Origin of the sequence: Gimesia algae, from assembly GCF_007746795.1 — a bacterium.
GTDB classification, from domain to species: Bacteria; Planctomycetota; Planctomycetia; order Planctomycetales; family Planctomycetaceae; genus Gimesia; species Gimesia algae.
This window is the reverse complement of the sequence record NZ_CP036343.1, coordinates 2294768-2312655: the sequence shown is the minus strand read 5'-3', so window position 1 is coordinate 2312655 and position 17888 is coordinate 2294768. Positions and strand designations below refer to the sequence as shown.

16 protein-coding genes are annotated in these 17888 nt (G+C 49.4%); 7 read left to right on the top strand and 9 right to left on the bottom strand.

Annotated elements, in window-relative coordinates:
• Positions 1-17: 17 nt before the first annotated feature.
• Together Pan161_RS08365 and Pan161_RS08360 are read left to right on the top strand one after the other, a co-directional pair.
• On the top strand, positions 18-779 hold the full coding sequence (locus tag Pan161_RS08365; protein WP_145225811.1) for a TIGR04283 family arsenosugar biosynthesis glycosyltransferase: 762 nt from the start codon (positions 18-20) through the stop codon (positions 777-779).
• Positions 743-1438: a TIGR04282 family arsenosugar biosynthesis glycosyltransferase gene (locus tag Pan161_RS08360; RefSeq protein WP_145225809.1), complete on the top strand. Its 696-nt coding sequence runs from the start codon at positions 743-745 to the stop codon at positions 1436-1438. The genes Pan161_RS08365 and Pan161_RS08360 overlap by 37 nt, the downstream gene beginning before the upstream one ends.
• A gap of 5 nt (positions 1439-1443) precedes the next feature.
• Here the strand turns inward: Pan161_RS08360 and Pan161_RS08355 are convergent, their stop codons facing one another.
• The 6 genes from Pan161_RS08355 to tilS all read right to left on the bottom strand — a co-directional run bounded on the left by Pan161_RS08355 (position 1444) and on the right by tilS (position 9198).
• Positions 1444-2262 carry a sulfite exporter TauE/SafE family protein gene (locus tag Pan161_RS08355; RefSeq protein ID WP_145225807.1) on the bottom strand — a complete coding sequence of 273 codons (819 nt, stop codon included), beginning with the start codon at positions 2260-2262 and terminating at the stop codon, positions 1444-1446.
• A 75-nt stretch (positions 2263-2337) separates the two neighbouring features.
• Positions 2338-3804: an MFS transporter gene (locus Pan161_RS08350; protein WP_145225805.1), complete on the bottom strand. Its 1467-nt coding sequence runs from the start codon at positions 3802-3804 to the stop codon at positions 2338-2340.
• A gap of 18 nt (positions 3805-3822) precedes the next feature.
• Positions 3823-4773, bottom strand: a complete 951-nt coding sequence (locus Pan161_RS08345) for a hydroxyacid dehydrogenase (RefSeq protein ID WP_145225803.1) — start codon at positions 4771-4773, stop codon at positions 3823-3825.
• 42 nt (positions 4774-4815) lie between these two features.
• Entirely contained in the window at positions 4816-6045 is a 1230-nt protein-coding gene (locus Pan161_RS08340; RefSeq protein ID WP_145225801.1) for a threonine synthase, read from the bottom strand.
• Positions 6046-6283: 238 nt separating this feature from the next.
• Positions 6284-7849, bottom strand: a complete 1566-nt coding sequence (locus Pan161_RS08335) for an MFS transporter (protein ID WP_145225800.1) — start codon at positions 7847-7849, stop codon at positions 6284-6286.
• Between the two features lie 284 nt (positions 7850-8133).
• Positions 8134-9198, bottom strand: a complete 1065-nt coding sequence (gene tilS / locus Pan161_RS08330) for a tRNA lysidine(34) synthetase TilS (protein ID WP_145225798.1) — start codon at positions 9196-9198, stop codon at positions 8134-8136.
• A gap of 991 nt (positions 9199-10189) precedes the next feature.
• Here tilS and rny point away from each other — a divergent pair.
• Entirely contained in the window at positions 10190-11737 is a 1548-nt protein-coding gene (gene rny, locus Pan161_RS08325; protein ID WP_145225796.1) for a ribonuclease Y, read from the top strand.
• Here the strand turns inward: rny and Pan161_RS08320 are convergent.
• Positions 11734-12384, bottom strand: a complete 651-nt coding sequence (locus Pan161_RS08320; RefSeq protein WP_145225794.1) for an FMN-binding negative transcriptional regulator — start codon at positions 12382-12384, stop codon at positions 11734-11736. The two genes, rny and Pan161_RS08320, sit on opposite strands and share 4 nt — an antisense overlap.
• A 170-nt stretch (positions 12385-12554) precedes the next feature.
• Between Pan161_RS08320 and Pan161_RS08315 the strand changes: the two genes are divergently transcribed.
• Positions 12555-12920, top strand: coding sequence for a cupin domain-containing protein (locus Pan161_RS08315; protein WP_145225792.1), 366 nt, complete (start codon positions 12555-12557; stop codon positions 12918-12920).
• Positions 12921-12925: 5 nt separating this feature from the next.
• Here the strand turns inward: Pan161_RS08315 and Pan161_RS08310 are convergent, their stop codons facing one another.
• Positions 12926-13378 carry a VOC family protein gene (locus Pan161_RS08310; protein WP_145225791.1) on the bottom strand — a complete coding sequence of 151 codons (453 nt, stop codon included), beginning with the start codon at positions 13376-13378 and terminating at the stop codon, positions 12926-12928.
• Positions 13379-13559: 181 nt separating this feature from the next.
• Here Pan161_RS08310 and Pan161_RS08305 point away from each other — a divergent pair, with 181 nt between their 5' ends.
• Entirely contained in the window at positions 13560-15374 is a 1815-nt protein-coding gene (locus Pan161_RS08305) for an arylsulfatase (RefSeq protein ID WP_145225789.1), read from the top strand.
• 3 nt (positions 15375-15377) lie between these two features.
• On the opposite strand, the gene Pan161_RS08300 is transcribed toward Pan161_RS08305, so the two are convergent.
• Positions 15378-16256 carry a helix-turn-helix domain-containing protein gene (locus Pan161_RS08300; protein WP_145225787.1) on the bottom strand — a complete coding sequence of 293 codons (879 nt, stop codon included), beginning with the start codon at positions 16254-16256 and terminating at the stop codon, positions 15378-15380.
• Between the two features lie 244 nt (positions 16257-16500).
• On the opposite strand from Pan161_RS08300, the gene Pan161_RS08295 reads away from it, so the two are divergent.
• Positions 16501-17439: a sigma-70 family RNA polymerase sigma factor gene (locus Pan161_RS08295; protein ID WP_145225785.1), complete on the top strand. Its 939-nt coding sequence runs from the start codon at positions 16501-16503 to the stop codon at positions 17437-17439.
• Positions 17440-17477: 38 nt separating this feature from the next.
• Positions 17478-17888: a thiol-disulfide oxidoreductase DCC family protein gene (locus tag Pan161_RS08290; protein WP_145225782.1), complete on the top strand. Its 411-nt coding sequence runs from the start codon at positions 17478-17480 to the stop codon at positions 17886-17888.

The window sequence follows — 17888 nt, the reverse complement described above, 5'->3', positions numbered from 1 at the left end:
CCGTTTAAGTATAAAAAATGAGTAACGTTCATCAGAGAAAAACAGCCTGCTCGATTTCGGTCATTATTCCAATATTGCAGGGAGATGACAGTTGGCAGGCTTTACTGGTGGATCTGGGGGCGTTCCCGGAATCTACCGAATTCCTGTTTGTTTCAAACGGTTTGGCTCCGCCAGAGTTTCAGGAGCAGCTCATGCCTTACGGGTTAAACAGCCGTAGTCACTGGCATCGTACAACCAGAGGCAGGGCGATCCAGATGAATCACGGGGCACTACAAGCTCAATCTGAACATCTATTATTTTTGCACGCCGATTCTCGCTTAAGTGACTCAGCTGTCCAACAGCTATTTAATACCCTGAATTTATATCCGGATGCGTTACTCTATTTTAATCTTAAATTCCGGGATCAGAGCTTTTTGCTGATGCGGCTCAATTCCTGGGGCGTTTATTTTCGTTCGCATGTGCTGGGGGTTCCCTTCGGTGATCAGGGGTTCTGTTTGTCGAGTACTTTGTTCCATGAACTCAAGGGATTTAATGAGGAGGCAGCCTATGGTGAAGATCATCTGCTGGTGTGGGCGGCCAGACGACACGGGATACGTCTCAAGTGCAACGGCGCAGAAATCGAAACCAGTGCCCGCAAATATCGAGAGCAGGGCTGGTCGAAAGTGACAGTCAGACATCTCTGGCTGACGGCACGGCAGGCGGTCCCTCAATTATTACTTCTGATAAAAGATCGAACCTGGAAATGCTGTCAAAGCAAGGCGCCATCGCAGTCTTCGTAAAAACTCCTGGCTACTCTCCTTTGAAGACCAGGCTGGCACAGTCGGTCGGTACGGTGCGCGCGGAGCAGTTTCATATCCTTTCCGCAAAAGCAGTCGCAGCAGTCGTGCAGACAACCGCAAAACAGAAATCAGTCACTCCGTTCTGGGCGGTCGCTGAACCAGAAGCAGTTAACGATCCGCTCTGGAGTCAGTTTGAAACCATTGATCAGGGAGCAGGGGGCTTGGGGGCCCGGCTGGCGTATGTGCAACAGCAGTTGCTTGCATCATATAATTTCGTCATTTTCCTGGGCGCGGATACGCCGCATCTGCCTGTGAGATTATTGAATGCAGCTGTTGAGATTCTGTGCACGAATAGCGATTCACCGCAGTTTGTCATCGGGCCTGCCTGTGATGGAGGTTTTTATCTGTTTGGCAGTCAGATAACGATCGATCCAAAAATCTGGCTGGATGTACCTTACAGTGTCGAGGACACTGCAAAAGTGCTTCGGGAACAGATTCAGGATCTGGGTGAAATCCATCTGCTGCCTGAGTTGAGTGATGTGGACACCGTTCAGGAACTGCCGTTGGTAGCCCGGCAATTAACTGCAGGTGAGGACTGGCTGGCAGAACAACTGCAGGTTCTCAAGTGGATACAGGAATGGGAAGCACGGTCAGATTAGTTCCGCTACTGGACAATGGTTGTGGAGGGAGTGGTACGAGCGGACAATTCTGGTTTTAGCTCTTTCTCGTCGGCGCTTCCCTGAATGACCATGTACAGCGAACTGACTGCGAGTAACATCAGCAGGCAACGTTTAAAAATCACAGGATTAATTCGGGGGCCGATCAAAGTACCCAGCGCCATGCCTATGATCACAAACGGAATCGCAATGGCGGATGTCAGGATCACAGGCGTGGTGACCAGTCCCATTAACGACAAACCTATGACACGTGTGATCGAGATCAGGATGAAAAAACCAAATATAAATCCCTTGTATTGGTCCTGTGTCCAGGGTTGTCGGATGGCATAAATCACAATCGGCGGGCCGGCAATACTGGTTGACCCGGCCAGGAAGCCGCTGCAGAAGCCGGCAAACGTACTCCAGATTGGGGACGCCTGTTGCGGGCCGGATTCTGTTTGAACGGGTTTCTGGAAAAAACCATCGACCACAATCAGCAGGATCACCAGTCCGGTACCGCGCACCAGGTAATCCAGGTCAATCACGGTAAACATCAGTAGCCCCAGAGGCAATCCTACGAGAGAACCTGCAATTGCTCCCAGCAGCACTTTAAAATTCGAATGCTTCCGATAGGCCCAGAAGATCCAGATCACGGGTAACACGATGCTTAAAGCAACCAGGAGATTGGCTTCGCGAAAATCCAGCATTAAAGGAAGGACTGCCATCGCGACGATGGCATATCCAAACCCGATAATTCCCTGGATGAATGCAGACAGAAAAATGACAGCCAGGACAAAAAACCACAACTGTGGATCAGAAAACATCATGATTGTGAACAAGTCAATATGAGTCAAGATTTTACTGATGACTCGAGAAAGCGGGGGTGAACGCGGCGGGAAAAGTTATTCCATCAGAGCGCTGCCTTTGGTCTCTTTCGCAAAGTAAGGAAGGATGGCACCGATGATATACAGCATGCTGAGCGTCGTCGCTGTTTGCGCCAGAGTCAAGCCCACAGCAGTACTTTGCATCCAGCCAGCAAGAAACAGGATAGGAGCTGCCAGGATGCGGCCTGCATTAAAACAGAAACCGGTTCCAGTTCCGCGCAGACGTGTGGGGTAGAGTTCCGGGAAATAAATGGCATAACCAGCGTGCATACCCAGCGTCAGAAAACCAAAAATGGGCAAGAAACAGCCGATAGCAACAGCGCCATCAAGTACATTAAACAGCAGAACCGAACTGATTAAGCCGCCAGCATTGAACAGAAAAAATGCGCCCCGTCTTCCCACCCATTCGCAGATCGGTCCAAACGCCAGTAATCCGAGGCCGCCCCCAGTCGTCGCCAGAAACATTCCCAGCATTTCCCACTTTTTTAATTGCGATTTGATTGTCACAGGGGGTTCTTTTTTGAATGCTTTAATCTGTTCCGAGGTCACATCGGGCTGACCCTCAAAGTGTTCCGCGACATAGTCGGCAGTGACTGAATTTAAAAACGCATTTTTACCATAAATGTGTACTCCCCAGAATGTGGCCAGGCCTATGGCTGCCAGTAACACACCTATGCAGGTACTCTTTAAAAAGTCAGGCAGAAAGAGATCTCCAATGGTGCCCATCTTCTGGCTGCTGTCCTGTTTCGCTGCTTCCTGAGCGTGTTGCCAGGAATCCGGTTCTTTCATGGATCGGCGAATCCAGATGATGAGGAACGATGGTACAACTCCTAACGCAAATCCAATTCGCCAGGGCAGGCTGGGGAAGTCAACTTTTTCGGCATATTCCTGGATACTTTCATTACCGATGATAAACGCACCTGCCAGAATCGCCAGATAAGTTCCAAAAACACTGGAAGCATGAAAAATGCTGCCAACTCGAGCGCGAGCTTTAGGAGGAAACGATTCGGCAACAAGGGTACTTGCGACCGCCCACTCCCCGCCCACGCCGAGTGCTACCAGAAATCGAAAACCGGCCAGTTGCCACCATTCCTGTGAAAACGCCGATAAACAGGTAAAGAATGAGTAAAACAGAATCGTCAATGACATTGTCTTTTTACGACCAATCCGGTCGCTTAAGGCACCGAAGACGATGCCTCCCAGCGCGCCGCCAATCAGAAAGGCTCCCAGCGCGATATTATTGTAAACAGCCAGTCGTCCTTTAATTTCTTTCTGTTGTTTCTCCACAGCGACCGGATCGTTTTGGGATTCCTCATCCAGTGGTTCTGTTTCAATGAGCGAAGGCATGGCTTCATTCATACTGGCAACGAAGATCTGCCCTTCGAAGACATCAAAGACCCAGCCCAGGGAAGCGATCGTCAAAACGAGCCACTGGTACCGCGAAATGCCGTGATACCATTTGTCTTCTTCGAGTTCGTCTTGCATCAGGCTGTGTCTCTCAGTTTAAGGTTCAAAAACATTGATTGCTTTTTTTCCGCTCAACACCAGACGCACATCTTCGCAGACCGAATCGACCACTCGAGCCTGTGCTTCGACAGTAAACGCGGCGATGTGAGGGGTTAAGATGACATTTTCCATCTGATTCAAAGGACTCTGTTTGGGGGGCTCTGTTTCTCGAACATCTAACGCCGCTCCGGCCAGTTTATGCTCAAGCAAAGCCTGGGTCAGTCCGCGTTCATCAACGACTTCGCCGCGCGAGGTGTTGATGAAAAAGGCATCCGGTTTCATTCTTCTGAAATGCTGATAAGTCAGCATTTTGCGTGTGTCGGGAGTCAACGGGCTATGGCAGGAAACGACATCTGACTCAGCCAGTAGATCATCGAGTGAGAGCAGGGTGGCATTCAGTTCTTTGAGTTGTGGCGCGTCTGCTTTCAGAAACGGGTCGGCGGCGAGGATATTCATCCCGAATGCCTTTGCGCGAGTCGCAGTGAGGGAACCAATGCGTCCCATGCCGATCAGCCCGAACGACTTCCCATATAGTTCACTGCCGGTAAATTTGAGTCGGTTCCAGCCGCCGGTCAGGGTATCCTGGCGTGCTTCCGGAATTTTTCTCATTAAAGCCAGCATCAGTCCGATAGTAAGTTCTGCTACAGAGAGTGAATTGGCATCCGGAGTAAAACAGACCACGATCCCTTTTTCGTGGGCATACTCTGTGTCTACATTATCCAGACCCACGCCAGCCCGGGCGATGATTTTCAAGTCGGGGGCAGCATCGATCAACTCGCGATCGACTTTCGTCTGATTTCTGACGATCAAGGCTTTGGTGTTTTGGATTTTCTGTTTGAGCAGATCGGTATTCTGCCACAGGTAGGCATCGAACTCGACATCGTGCTCCTGGATGAGACGATTCATGGACACGCCTTGAATATTCTCTGTTACCAGAACATCGCTCATGTCACTACTTCCTGCGATAACGTTTTACTACTACAGCGTCGATCAATTAAATTGAGAGTAATCGATCGGCTGATTAATGTCGATCGACTGGTCGGCTGGCGGGAGTTCATATTTCAAACCGGTGGCACAGTTGAACAGTACAGCACTCTCGTCCGGGCTGATTCTGCCCGAGGCCAGTTCCTGTTTGTAGGCGGCGTAGGTGGCAGCTCCTTCCGGGCACATCAGGAACCCTTCCTTCTGAGAGCATTCATCCAGAGCGGCGGTGATCAGTTCATCGTCGACGGCTGTCGCGAAACCATTGCTTTCCCGGACAGCTCGTAAGATCAGAAAATCGCCTACCGCAACCGGGACGCGAATTCCGGCTGCCACCGTGTGGGCATTCTGCCAGAGTTCTGCGTGTTCTTCACCGGCTTCGTAGGCTTTGACCATGGGAGCACAGCCAGATGCCTGGACGGCGATCATGCGGGGCAGTTTGCCTTTCAGCCAGCCCATCGCTTTGAGTTCGTTAAACGCCTTCCACATCCCAATCAGTCCGGTCCCGCCACCAGTCGGATATAGAATCACGTCGGGAACCTCCCAGCCCATCTGGTCGGCCAGTTCCAGTCCCATCGTTTTTTTTCCTTCGATGCGATACGGTTCTTTGAGGGTTGAAAAATCAAACCAGCCCACCTGTTCCTTACCCTGACCGACGATCTTGCCGCAGTCATTGATCAGACCATTCACACGCCAGACCTGCGCTCCCTGGGCAGCAATCTCGCGCACATTGATTTCCGGTGTATCGTCCGGGCAGAAGATATAGGACTTCATGCCGGCCCGGGTACCATAGGCGGCCAGCGCAGCGCCTGCATTGCCATTGGTCGGCATCGCGACTTTGGAGACTCCCAGTTCTTTCGCCATCGAAACAGCCATACAGAGTCCCCGGGCTTTGAACGAACCTGTGGGGAGCCGACCCTCGTCTTTTATCCAGACCGTACCGTTTCCTCCCTGCAGGCGGGGAACGGGGATCAGGGGAGTGTGGACTTCTCCCAGGCTTACAATATTTTCTGATTTGCGTACCGGCAGGAATTCGCGGTACCGCCAGAGCGTGGCCGGGCGGGTGGCCAGTACTTCCTTTGTGACTGCCTGGGTGAGCGCCTCTAAATCATATTTGACCAGCAGAGGTTTTCCCGCTTGAGAAAGTCCGTGCAACTGATCGGCTTCGTAACGATCATGGTGCATTCCACACTCAAGATGCGTGACAAATGTTTGAGCTTCGGGAAATGGATTATCCATGAGAGCGTACCTGTTATCAGATCATTATATGGTAGTGATAATTCTGTTGTTTTACGCGGAACGATCATTCAGTTATCCAGCAATTGGCTTAAAAGTCAACCCTTTAAAGCTGGTGTATTCGTTTTCCTCTGGTGGTACTGACTACTGTCAAACTCATCAAATTGTGGTGAGGATTGAAAATGAAAGAACGACTACCCGCAGGCGGGTAGTCGTTCCATTGTTTCTACGAAATGGTTTGTTATTCCACAGGTCCTTCCACACCTCCGGTATAGTGTTCACCCACGGGTTCTTCGCCATGCAGCACTTCCGCTTTGTAACCACCTTTGCTGTAGAAGTAGAATACGAGAATCAGGTAGCCGAAGGCCATGAACAACGGAACTAAGGCCGTGCATTTGAGGGCCATCCGACCGCCGTAGATACCGGCTTTTTTAACTTCCGGTTGATCCTCTTTGGCATATTCTTCTGCACCTTGCCACCATTGATTCAATGTCTCGATGTTTTCGTTCGTCTTACCTTCTGCTTTCAGCTGTTCCACAGCCTTGTCCAGTTCTTCGCCATCGTTCTTCAGAACATCAACTTTCTGACCGTTGAGGCCCTTGATCTCCGGCAGAAAGAGAAAGCCCTTTTCCTCTGCTGCGGAGTAGCGTTCATAGGCATCAGGAGAAAGCGATTCCAGTTTCTGTGTCGCATAATAGTCCTGGTTGTAGCCGATGCCCGGACCACCGAGCAGTCCAGCCGACAGCATGCCGATGCCTCCCATAGCGCCCATGGTCAGAGCGCCCCCTTTAGGGAATCGTTCACCGACCACACCCAGCATGGTGGGCCAGAGGAATGTTTTACCCAGACTGTAAACAGTCATTGCCAGCCAGATGTAAATTGCTGCCTCGAATGTTCCAATCATGTAGAGACCCACGGCACCAAAGCAGGCGCTGATGCAGAGCAGGCCCAGTGGATTGATTTTTTCTACGATCGGGCCGGCAAAGAAACGCAGGACGAACATGATTGAAGATGCATAGATAAAAAGGTAAAGCCCCTGACCTTCTCCCTGGCCTTCCAGAATAGATTCCGTAATACTGGCAATCCAACTGTCAGTACCCAGTTCTACATACCCAACACATGCCTGTAATAGTAGTAGGAAGATCAGTAACGGACTGGCAAAGGTCATCAACATTTGCCCAAAACTGACGCCAGCCGACTTCGCTTCGGAAAGAGGGAATTTCTGTTTGATGACAATGAAGCCATAAATGAGAGTCGGGATCAGAAACACAGCCATCGGAATTTCCCACCGGAGCCACTCTGTGGTTTCTTTCATGTTGGCATAAATGGCGGCCACAATCCCACCTATAATCAAACCGCCGGGCCAGCCAGCATGCAGAATGTTGAGGTAATGCGTTTTCTTGTGGGGGTAGAGTGTCGCCACCAGAGGGTTGATCACCGCTTCACACAGGCCGTTGGCGACAGCGAACATGAACATACCGATATAGAGGCACCAGTAAGTGGCATCTTTACCAGCGGCTTCGAAAACCGGTGTGGCTGCGAATGTAATTAATGCAGAGAGAACATGCAGAATGAACGCCAGCAGCAGGATGGGTTTATAACCGACATTGTCTGTAATTAGACTGGCTAGCAGGATCACAATTCCGAAACCAACCAGTCCGCCGCCAGTGATTGTTCCCAGTTCAAATTTGGTAAATCCATACTGGGCTCCCCAGTCAGCCAGAATACCTCCACGAATGGCAAACCCCACGCCGGCGGCGATGAGCGTCATAAAACTCGCAATAAACAGTGGTTTATTGTTGTTCATAGTTGCGACTTCTTTGAATGAATGAGGGCGAGTGATTATAGGTGCAACGTGTTCTGCAAGAGTTAGTAATTCAAAGGCGGATCGATCGAATGCTGATCAGGAAATGGATGCTTTGAATGGTCTTGATCACACAACAGTAACTCACAACGACCGTTCGTGAGAATGAAAAGATCTCGATGAACAGACAGTTATCAGCATCAGCAACGCCAGATTCTAACCAACCCAGATCGAGATTTCCACAACACGTATGCAGGAATGTGAATGTTTATCAGATTCGCCACCAGTCACTGATGGCTGTCCTTCTGCTTACGTAAAATCAGCAGTCTGTCTCGACGTTCCGCTTCTATCTGATCGGGTAGACTTAACTTTTGACCAGACTTTGCCAGTTCCAGTAACCGCTGCCAGTGATCAAATCCCATCCGTTTGCGGGACCAGTTCATTTCCTGCCAGATCTTCAGGAAACACTGCCGGATAAGGTAGTCAGCGTTGTTCTGTAAGACCTGGCAGTCCAGCCGCCAGGTTTCCTGGTTCTGATCGAGAGTAGCGGCGGTGAGTATCTGGTCGACTTGAGAATTGATGACACAGGTCACTTCTTCCGCCTGCTGTGACAGTCGCTGGAGGGACTGCACCACGTTGGGGTTAAACTCTTTTCTTAATAAAGGTAACAGTTGATGTCGGATCCGATTGCGGGTGAAACTGGTGTCCGCATTGCTTTCATCGTTCCGGAATTCCTGGCCACATGTGTTTAAAAACGTCAGTACTTCTTCGCGACTGACCTGCAACAGGGGGCGAATCAGATGTAAACCTTGCTTTAAAGCTCTGGTTTGTGGAATTCCTCTCAGTCCAGTGATGCCAGTCCCGCGAATAAAATGATGCAGTACCGTTTCCGCCTGATCGTCCAGGGTATGCGCGACTGCAATTTGCGAACACTGTTCTGCTAAGGCTGAACGTGTGAGAAAATCATAGCGTGCTTTACGGCACTGTTCTTCCAAACCGGAATCTGAGCTCTGTTTCAATTCCTGTTTCTCGGTCACGCAGGGGAGTGAGAGACGCTGGCATTCCTGCTTCAGCCATTCTGCATCGTTATCGGAGACGGTTCCTCGCAGGCCATGGTTCAAGTGGGCAACCACCAGTCCCTCGGGAGCAATCAGCGGTTCTGAAGACGAGGCTAAGCATTGTAGTGCCCGCAACAATGCCATGCTGTCTGCTCCGCCGGACACGGCGATCAACAGACGCTGCGCAGGCGACTTTTGATCTGAACGAATGGCAGAGACGGGGCTCGAATCGTCCTGAATCCTTTGCTGGCAGGTAAGCAATCCGCGTTTCACGGCCTGGATAAACTGATTCATCGGAAACGGGAGTTCTGCTAAGCGGGTTAAAGTCTGAATTGGGGCACCCCGCTGGGGCCAATTCGAGATTTGACTTTCGGGCAATATTTCTGACTATATACTATCGAAACCAGAAATGTCTTGTTACCATAAAAAAGGAATATTATTAGAAGTTTCCACTCTCATTCGAGTTACACGCACTCTCAGCTCCCTTTTCGCAACCTATGGAACTTTGCGAATTGGCAGATGTTTGTCGTTTTTTTCTGGATGTTATGGAGTTTGCTTTTCATAATAGTTTCATTGTTTATTTATTTTTAGGTTTCCTTTCGGCATTTCTAAGTTTGACAGGGAGCATTATCGCAAGCGGGTATTTTCACTTAACTTTAAGTGGAGTGCTCTTTGTGATTTAAGAGTTTCTAAAGTAGTCCTGGTTTCAGTTGAGTTGGAGAATCAACAATGTCTGGTATTCTCAATGAGACAATTCTAGCAATTTATGCCCTGCTCACCAGAGCAGTGCGCGTATTGCCGACGCTGATGCAATCACGGAAATCGATTCGTTCTGGGAGAGATTTCTATCCGCAAGTTGAGTCTCTGACTCAGCAGACAGAGGAAAATGAAATGATGCGTCGAGTCTTGTCTTGTCTGGGGATAGAACAGCGGTTACGTGTGCCAGTGAAGGTGCGCTCTGACCGATGGTGCTTTAAGCGTCGCTAAGCAGGTAAAAGCACGGGCCATATGTTTGTTGAAAGCGTATTATCTTTTTTCTGGACTGCTTGAGATTTCGACATGCCTTTGAATTCATTTCTTTTATCAGGCATGGAAAATCGGGAAACTCTCTGACGCTCCTGTCATTCTCATGAAATTCCTGACAACATGATTTGTATTGATCTGATTGAAAACACTTTCGGGTGAGTTCAGGGAGATGCAATTTTGTCTCTGTCGAGTACCAACGCCAAATGGTATCAGACAGGAAAGGGGCTTTCACTATAGGCGCATAGGAAGCACCTGGGATATGTTAACCGAAGTCGCTATTGGAGCGACCCTGGCGTTCATTGTCGGGGTCATCATTGGATATTTCATTGACCGGATCCGTCGAGGGTCTGCCTACCAGTCTTATGCTCAGATACTGAAACAGGCCGAGCTTGATTCAGAAAATCTGCTTAAAAGCCAGAAACTGGAAGCGAAAGAAGAGTTGCTCAAACGCCGTGAAGCACTTGAAGACGAGGTGAATAAACAACGGGAAGAGCTGTGGTCCGTCGAGAAGAAACTCAGTAAACGCGAGAATGCGCTGGAAGATCAGCAGGCTGATTTTCTCAAAAAAGAAGCAATGATTCAGACGACACAGTCAAAGCTCGCCGCCCGCTCCAAAGCGGTCGAAGCGCGCGAGCAGGAACTGGAGCGATCCCTGAAGAAACAACAGGAAGAACTGTTTAAGATCAGTGGTCTGGACCGGGAGACTGCTTCGCAGATGCTGTTGGATCGTCTGGATAGTGACCTGAAAAACGAAACTGGTGCATTGATTATGAAGCACCAGAACGAGTTGAAGCAGACCTGCGATAAAATCGCCCGCGAGACGATAGGCATGGCGGTGCAGCGTTTCGCTTCCGGTCACGTGGCGGAAACCACCGTCTCCACAGTCGAACTGCCTGAAGAAGAAATGAAAGGGCGGATTATCGGTCGTGAAGGACGCAATATCCGTGCTTTTGAAAAAGCGACCGGCGTGGATGTGATTGTAGATGATACTCCCGGAGTCGTTGTGGTCTCTGCTTTTGACAATGTCCGCCGCCAGATCGGTAAAATGTCATTACAGAAACTGGTCAACGATGGACGGATTCATCCTGCACGAATCGAAGAAGTGGTCGAAGAAACACAGAAAGAGCTGGAAGAATATATTCAGACGATGGGCCAGAATGCCTGTCAGGAAGTGAATATTTCCAACGTGAATCCCAAACTGATCGACCTGCTGGGCCGACTGCATTTTCGCACAAGTTACAGTCAGAATGTGCTCAGGCACTCGATTGAAGTCTCGGCTCTGACCGGCATGATGGCTGAGCAACTGGGGCTGGATGGAACCATCGCCAGACGGTGTGGCCTGTTTCATGACATCGGTAAAGCAGCTGATCACGAGATGGAAGGTGGCCATCCTGCTGTGGGGGCGCAGTTGCTGAAACGCTACGGCGAATCACAGGAAGTCGTGCATGCTGCAGCCGGCCATCATGATGATATTCGCCCTGACTACATTTATACCGTACTTGTGGCTGCAGCAGACGCCTGTTCTGCCTCGCGTCCCGGTGCTCGGCGTGACACACTTGAAAAATATGTCCGTCGTCTCGAAGAACTGGAAACGCTGGTTTGTGGTTTTCCGGGCGTAGATCATACTTATGCCATTCAGGCGGGCCGTGAAGTCCGGGTGATTGTTGATTCCGATCAGGTGAATGACCGTGAAGCGGCAAAGATGTGTAAAGATATTGCCAAGGCAATTGAAGACACGCTTACCTATCCCGGTGAGATTCGCGTGACGGTAATGCGGGAAGCCAGAACAGTGGAGTACGCACGTTAGAGACGGGGAGGCGTGTCGTTTTCACTCTCCTGCAGATTGGCCTGCATCTGGTCTGCGATCGCCTGCTGGTTTTCACCAGTCTGTTGTCGAAGTGCGTTGATGACTTTTTGCTGGCGTTCTGCCGTTTGGTTCTGATTGAGTTTGAATTTTCCTTCGACCCGCTTAATCTGTATTCTGAAGCCCACGATCGCCGGTAATAATGAATCAACAAAATCAGCGTCTGAATCTGGTATCGACCATGGCGCTGGCTGAACTGCTTCATAGAAGGCTACATATTGTTTGAGAATCTGCTTCAGTTGGGCAGGATCATTCTCAAGTATGCAGGAACCATAAACGTGTACCGCCTGGTAATTCCAAGTCGGAACTGTATGGTTCGATTCATACCAGGCTGGAGAAATATAGGCGTGCGGGCCGTGAAAGATCGCCAGCAGGTTTTTGCTCTGGAGCTGATCTGCCTGTGGATTGGCTTTCGCCAGATGGCCGATTAATTGACCGAACTCTCCCTCTGCGCGATCCAGTAACAGCGGCAGATGACTTGCGAAGGAGCAGTCGCCTGCATTTGTAACCAGGGTGGCAAAGCTGTGCTGTTCGACAAATCGATGCAGCGTCTCCAGGTCAGTTTCAGCAAACGAGGAAGGTACATACATTGAGGTAGTCCTGCGGGAGGAGATTCAAAGTTCACTGTCAGCCGGTTATGACAGTTGAAGATAACAGCAGGTTCGTCAGACTATCAATTCTGCTGCGAATTCTTTATTTTTAAAGGAGAACTGCCTTTCAGCTCAGCAGGCGTCCCATTGAATTAAGGAGTGATTCTGACATGCCATTCATCGATATTAATTCCGTTAAGCCACTGGAAGTCCTTCCCGGATGTAAAATGCGAACTCCCTTTGGGGAAAATCTGATGCTGTCCTATCTGGAAATGGATGAGGGCGCTATTGTCCCTCTGCATCATCACCCCCATGAGCAGGGGGGAATGTTGCTGCAAGGCAAGCTGGAACTGACGATGGGAGATGAAGTCCGGGTTGTCGAAGCGGGGGCCATGTTTATCATTCCTCCCAATACACCTCATCAGGCAGTCGCCGTTGATGGTCCTGCTGTAGTGCTGGATGTGTTCAGTCCGGTCCGCGAAGACTATGCGGAATTGTTTAACAAATACATTCCCGTTTCAGACGAGGATGCCTGAGCCGCTTATTGGTTTTGCTGAGCCTGTTGCGTTTTGAACTCTTCTGCTCTGCGATGTAGTTCTTCCGTTGAGAGTTCTTCTGTTTGAGTCGCGATGTGCCACTGAATCCCATAGGGGTCTTTGACCGAGGCTCCCCGTTCTCCATAAAACATATCGGTGGGTTCGCGTAAACTCATTGCGCCTGCATCAACAGCTTTCTGGTAAGTCGCATCGACATCTGGCACATACAGATGAATGGCAGCAGAAGTTAGCCCCCATTCCTCACAGGCGTCTGCGACTTCCAATATGGAATCGCCAATCTGCAGTGCGGCGTGACCGATTTTATCACCATGATGAGAAATAATAACGGGGGTCGCATCAAACACCGTTTGCATAAAATCGATCATCTCCGCTGCACCCTCAACGAGTAGATAAGGAGTGACTGCATGATAGCCTTGGGGGATATAATGGGCCGTCATCGTTCATCTCCTGTTTTGGGTTTAGTGAAATTGAATATGAAAAGATCGTATTCTTGAGAAGCACTGATTGAAGCTGGTAAATGCTCATTATACAATCGAGAATTCGAGGACAGTATCAATAAATTGAAAATATACGTCGATTTATTGCAGGCAGCAGCTTACTTTTCAGGGGAAGAGTCCAATGCGATTGAGGTTCATTATCTATGTCCTGCTGCTGTCAATCAATACGGGCTACGCCGCATCACAACCCAATGTGATCCTGATCATGAGCGATGACCAGGGGTACGGCGAACTCTCGTGTCATGGAAATCCGATTTTAAAGACGCCTCACCTGGATCAACTGGCTGCAGAGAGTATCCGACTGACTGATTTTCATGTGGCTCCCATGTGTACGCCGACGCGAGGGCAACTGATGACTGGTCTGGACGCATTTCGAAATGGGGCGATGAATGTCAGCAGCGGACGAACTCTGCTGCGACCCGAGCTGAAAACAATCGCCGATCTGTTTCAGGCAGCCGGTTATCGGACGGGGATATTCGGCAAATGGCATTTAGGAGACAATTATCCGTTTCGCCCGGAAGATCGGGGTTTTCAGGAAACGCTCTGGTTTCCTTCTTCTCATATCAGTGCCGTGCCTGATTTCTGGAACAATGATTATTTCGAAGATATTTACATGCATAATGGGAACAGGGAAAAATACCAGGGCTATTGTACTGATGTGTTTTTTCGGGAAATGGCCAACTGGATTCGTTCGCCGAAGTCTTCAAAACCTTTCTTTGCCTATCTGCCTTTGAATGCACCGCATGGCCCTCATTTTGTACCTGACCAGTTTCGCAGACCCATTGAGGCAGCAATGGAGAAAAATAAAGCTTTGGTCGCTCATCTCTCACCAGCGAAGCGGAAGTCGCTGATAAGCTATCTCGCCATGTGTGCGAACATCGATCAGAATATCGGTGAGCTTGATCAGGTTCTCAGGAATTCTAATTTACTTGAGAATACGATCGTCATCTTTCTCACCGATAATGGCAGCACGATGGGACCTGACTATTTCAATGCAGGTATGCGAGGCAAAAAAGTCACTCTTTGGGAAGGTGGCCATCGCGTTCCCTGTTTTCTGCGCTGGCCAGCCGGCAACCTGGGACCATCTCGTAATCTGAATGACTTAACCCACGTGCAGGATCTGCTACCGACTTTGACTGAACTTTGTGGCGTACCTCAGACAATTCCGGACCTGGATGGCATCAGTCTGGTACCCCGATTGAAAGGCTCTGTCAAGTCTCTGCCGGATCGGAAGCTGGTTATCGACTACAGCCGCATGCCGTTCCCCGGAAATAAGAAAAGTATGTATCTCTCTCAGCCACGCAAAGAGGGAGCAGCCGTTCTCTGGAAGCGGTGGCGTTGGCTGGAAAACCGGGAACTCTATGACCTCACGACGGACCCGCTTCAGCAGAAAAATGTCGCGGCAGAACATCCAGAGATAGTCAAGAAAATGCAGACACACCTGAACCAATGGTGGGATGGACTACAGCCCACGGTCGCGGTTCCGCAACGCGTTGTCATCGGACATCCGTCAGAGAATCCTGCGATGCTGACAGCCTGTGAATGGCTGGATGTCTTCGTCGATCAGCAGGGACAGGTGCGTCGAGGAGTCAGGAGAAATGGCACTTGGCATTTGATTGTGGATCAACCCGGCACTTATCAGTTCGAATTACGTCGCTGGCCGCGCGAGAGTGGTTTGCAACTGTCAGAGGGAACACCTGCACTCAAAGTGACTGATGGGCAGCTTGCGGAGGGGGTCGCCTTGCCCATCGCGAAGGCAAAAATTGAAATAGGAACATATTCCAAGACTGCAGAACCAGATTCTGAAGCGACGTCGATTACTTTTTCTACGACTTTAGAGAGGGGGCCCGTCGAACTGACGACCTGGATGCTGAATGACCAGGGAAAAGAGATTTGCGGGGCTTACTATGTTTATGTCGAACGCCGAACAGACTGAATTTCAATCCGAATGTTTTTCAGTCGCATTAAGAATAGTCTGAGCAAAGGATTCGAGGTGTCGGACATTATCACAGAAAGCAGAATATTGTATCTGCTGACGAACCGATTCTGTCATAGCACGGCCTCCCACCACAAATGCCACATCCAGGCCAAACTCATCATAAAGTTGGGTATAATTCTGGATGAATTCTGGTTCATTTCTGATATAGCTGACGCTGAGCCAGAAGAGGCGGGGGTGATGTTGTCTGATCGCAGCTCCCAAAGTCGCAAAAGGCAGATTGGTTCCCAGGGAGACCGCATTCCATTTCGTGTCCCTTAAAACCAGTTCAACCATGGTTGTAGGCAGGCTATACTGATCACCCTCTGGTGTCCCTCCGATTGCCACGGGAGCATCTGCTGGAGGATGCGGAATGAGTGTCCGTAATTCATGAAGTACCCGTAAGGAAACCTCACATCCATACCGTTCCTGGTAGACTTCTGCCTCTCCACATACCCAGCGATCACCAATATTAGAAAACGCTTTGGCAAAGACCAGATCACAGATCGAACTGATGCAATGCTCAGCCAGATACAGGTCGAGGATGATCTGACGACACTGTTCATCGTCTCCTTTCAGGAGTGCTTCAGTAAATTGGTCGGTGGCTCGGTCAATCACCCAGACCGTTTGCCCTGTTGTCGCAGGAAGTCCCAGCACCTCAGGACGAACCAGCTGATGCTTACTGGATCTGAGAAATTCAATCAGCTCTGAGAGGGCTATCCGGCGATGGCCTCCCGCGGTGTATTGAGTAGGAATGATCCCTTTATCACACCAGCGTTTGACTGAAGATTCACTGACCTGAATCGCTCGGGATACCTGTTTCGGAGTTAAAAATCCGTTCATATTGCCATCTTTACTTGAACGATATGGTCGATTTGGGACGCGGTTATTTGATCGGCTATTGAAATCATAGTTGACAGACGGGTATCTGACAAGAGTGCAATTTCTAAGTAATTATCATTACTTGAGATAGAACTAGATCGTTTAAAATGAACGATTTGAACGAATTTGTGGTTGCTTTCCAAGACTGGCATGGATATAGTTTGTTAGAACGAGATGAACGATTTCTCTTAATTGGAAGAAAACAATGATCGTATGTTCAAAAGAGTTTGATGTGTGTGATCCGGATTCATTATCAAGGCGTGCCCGTAAAATACTGGACCAAGAGATTGATTTTATTTCAAATCCCAGTTTCAATGATGACACGGCTGAATCTGATATCCTGAGAGATGTTGATACCAGTTCTAATGAAACATGGCTTAACCATACCGATACAGTAAGCTCATCGGGAAGTAGTACAACAATCTCCCGGTTATGTCGTGCCGATGTACTTTCTGCTGAAGAGGAGCGAAACCTGTTTCGCCGTCTGAATTATCTCAAATACAAAGCGAATCAATTTCGATCACAGCTGAATCCCGAGTGGGTTACTGAAAATCAACTTAATCGGATCGAGGAACTGTTACATCGAGCTCAACTGGTACGCGATGAAATCCTGCGTCGGAATATGCGGCTGGTTGTTTCCATAGTAAAGAAGTGCATGACAACAGGTATTTCTTTTGATGAACTCTTCAGCGATGGTTGTCTGACTTTACTGAAAGCCATCGATAAGTTTGACTATTCACGTGGATTCCGTTTCAGTACTTATGCATATCATGCGATTTCAAATTATGCCTATCGAAAGATTGCCAATCTCAGAAAAGAACGTGCACAGTACAAACAACTGCCACCAGAACGGTCAATAGAAGAAACTGGGGAAGTTAAAAATCCACTGATGGGAACCGGAACCTGGGATGAGCTTTCTGAATTACTGAATGAATCGATAAGTACTCTGGACGAACGCGAGCAACTGATTGTGAAAAGTCGCTTTGCTTTGGGGAAGCATCGCAAGACCCTGACCTTCCAGAAGCTGGCTGACCAGCTGGGAATTTCCAAAGAGCGTGTGAGACAACTGGAACAGCGAGCCGTCGCCAAACTCAGAGCCGTAGCAGAGGGGACCCGGCTGGACCTGATTCGTGATCTGCTCTGAGATTAAGTTCAATCCCTTAGATTCTGAGGAGAAGCCGGATGCGAAATTTATGTTATGAACTGGAGGCGTTTTATGACGGTGCCTGTCCAATCTGTCTGCGGGAAGTCAAGCTGTTAAAACGTCTCGATCGTCAGAACAGGATTCAATTCACCGATATCTCCAGCCCCAATTTTAAGGCGGAGGTATATAGCAAAACTCAACAGCAGTTCATGCAGGAAATGCATGCCCGCCTTCCAGACGGGACCTGGGTTACCGGAGTAGAAGTTTTTCGACGTCTCTATTCTGCTGTCGGCTTTCGTTGGCTGGTCTGGCCTTCACGCCTGCCTGGCATTTCACAGGGACTGAATTATCTGTACCGGATCTTTGCGAAAAAGAGATTGAGCCTGACAGGGCGCTGCCAGAACCAGGATTCAAGCTGCAGTATTTCATCTCATAAAGCTGAGGTGTAA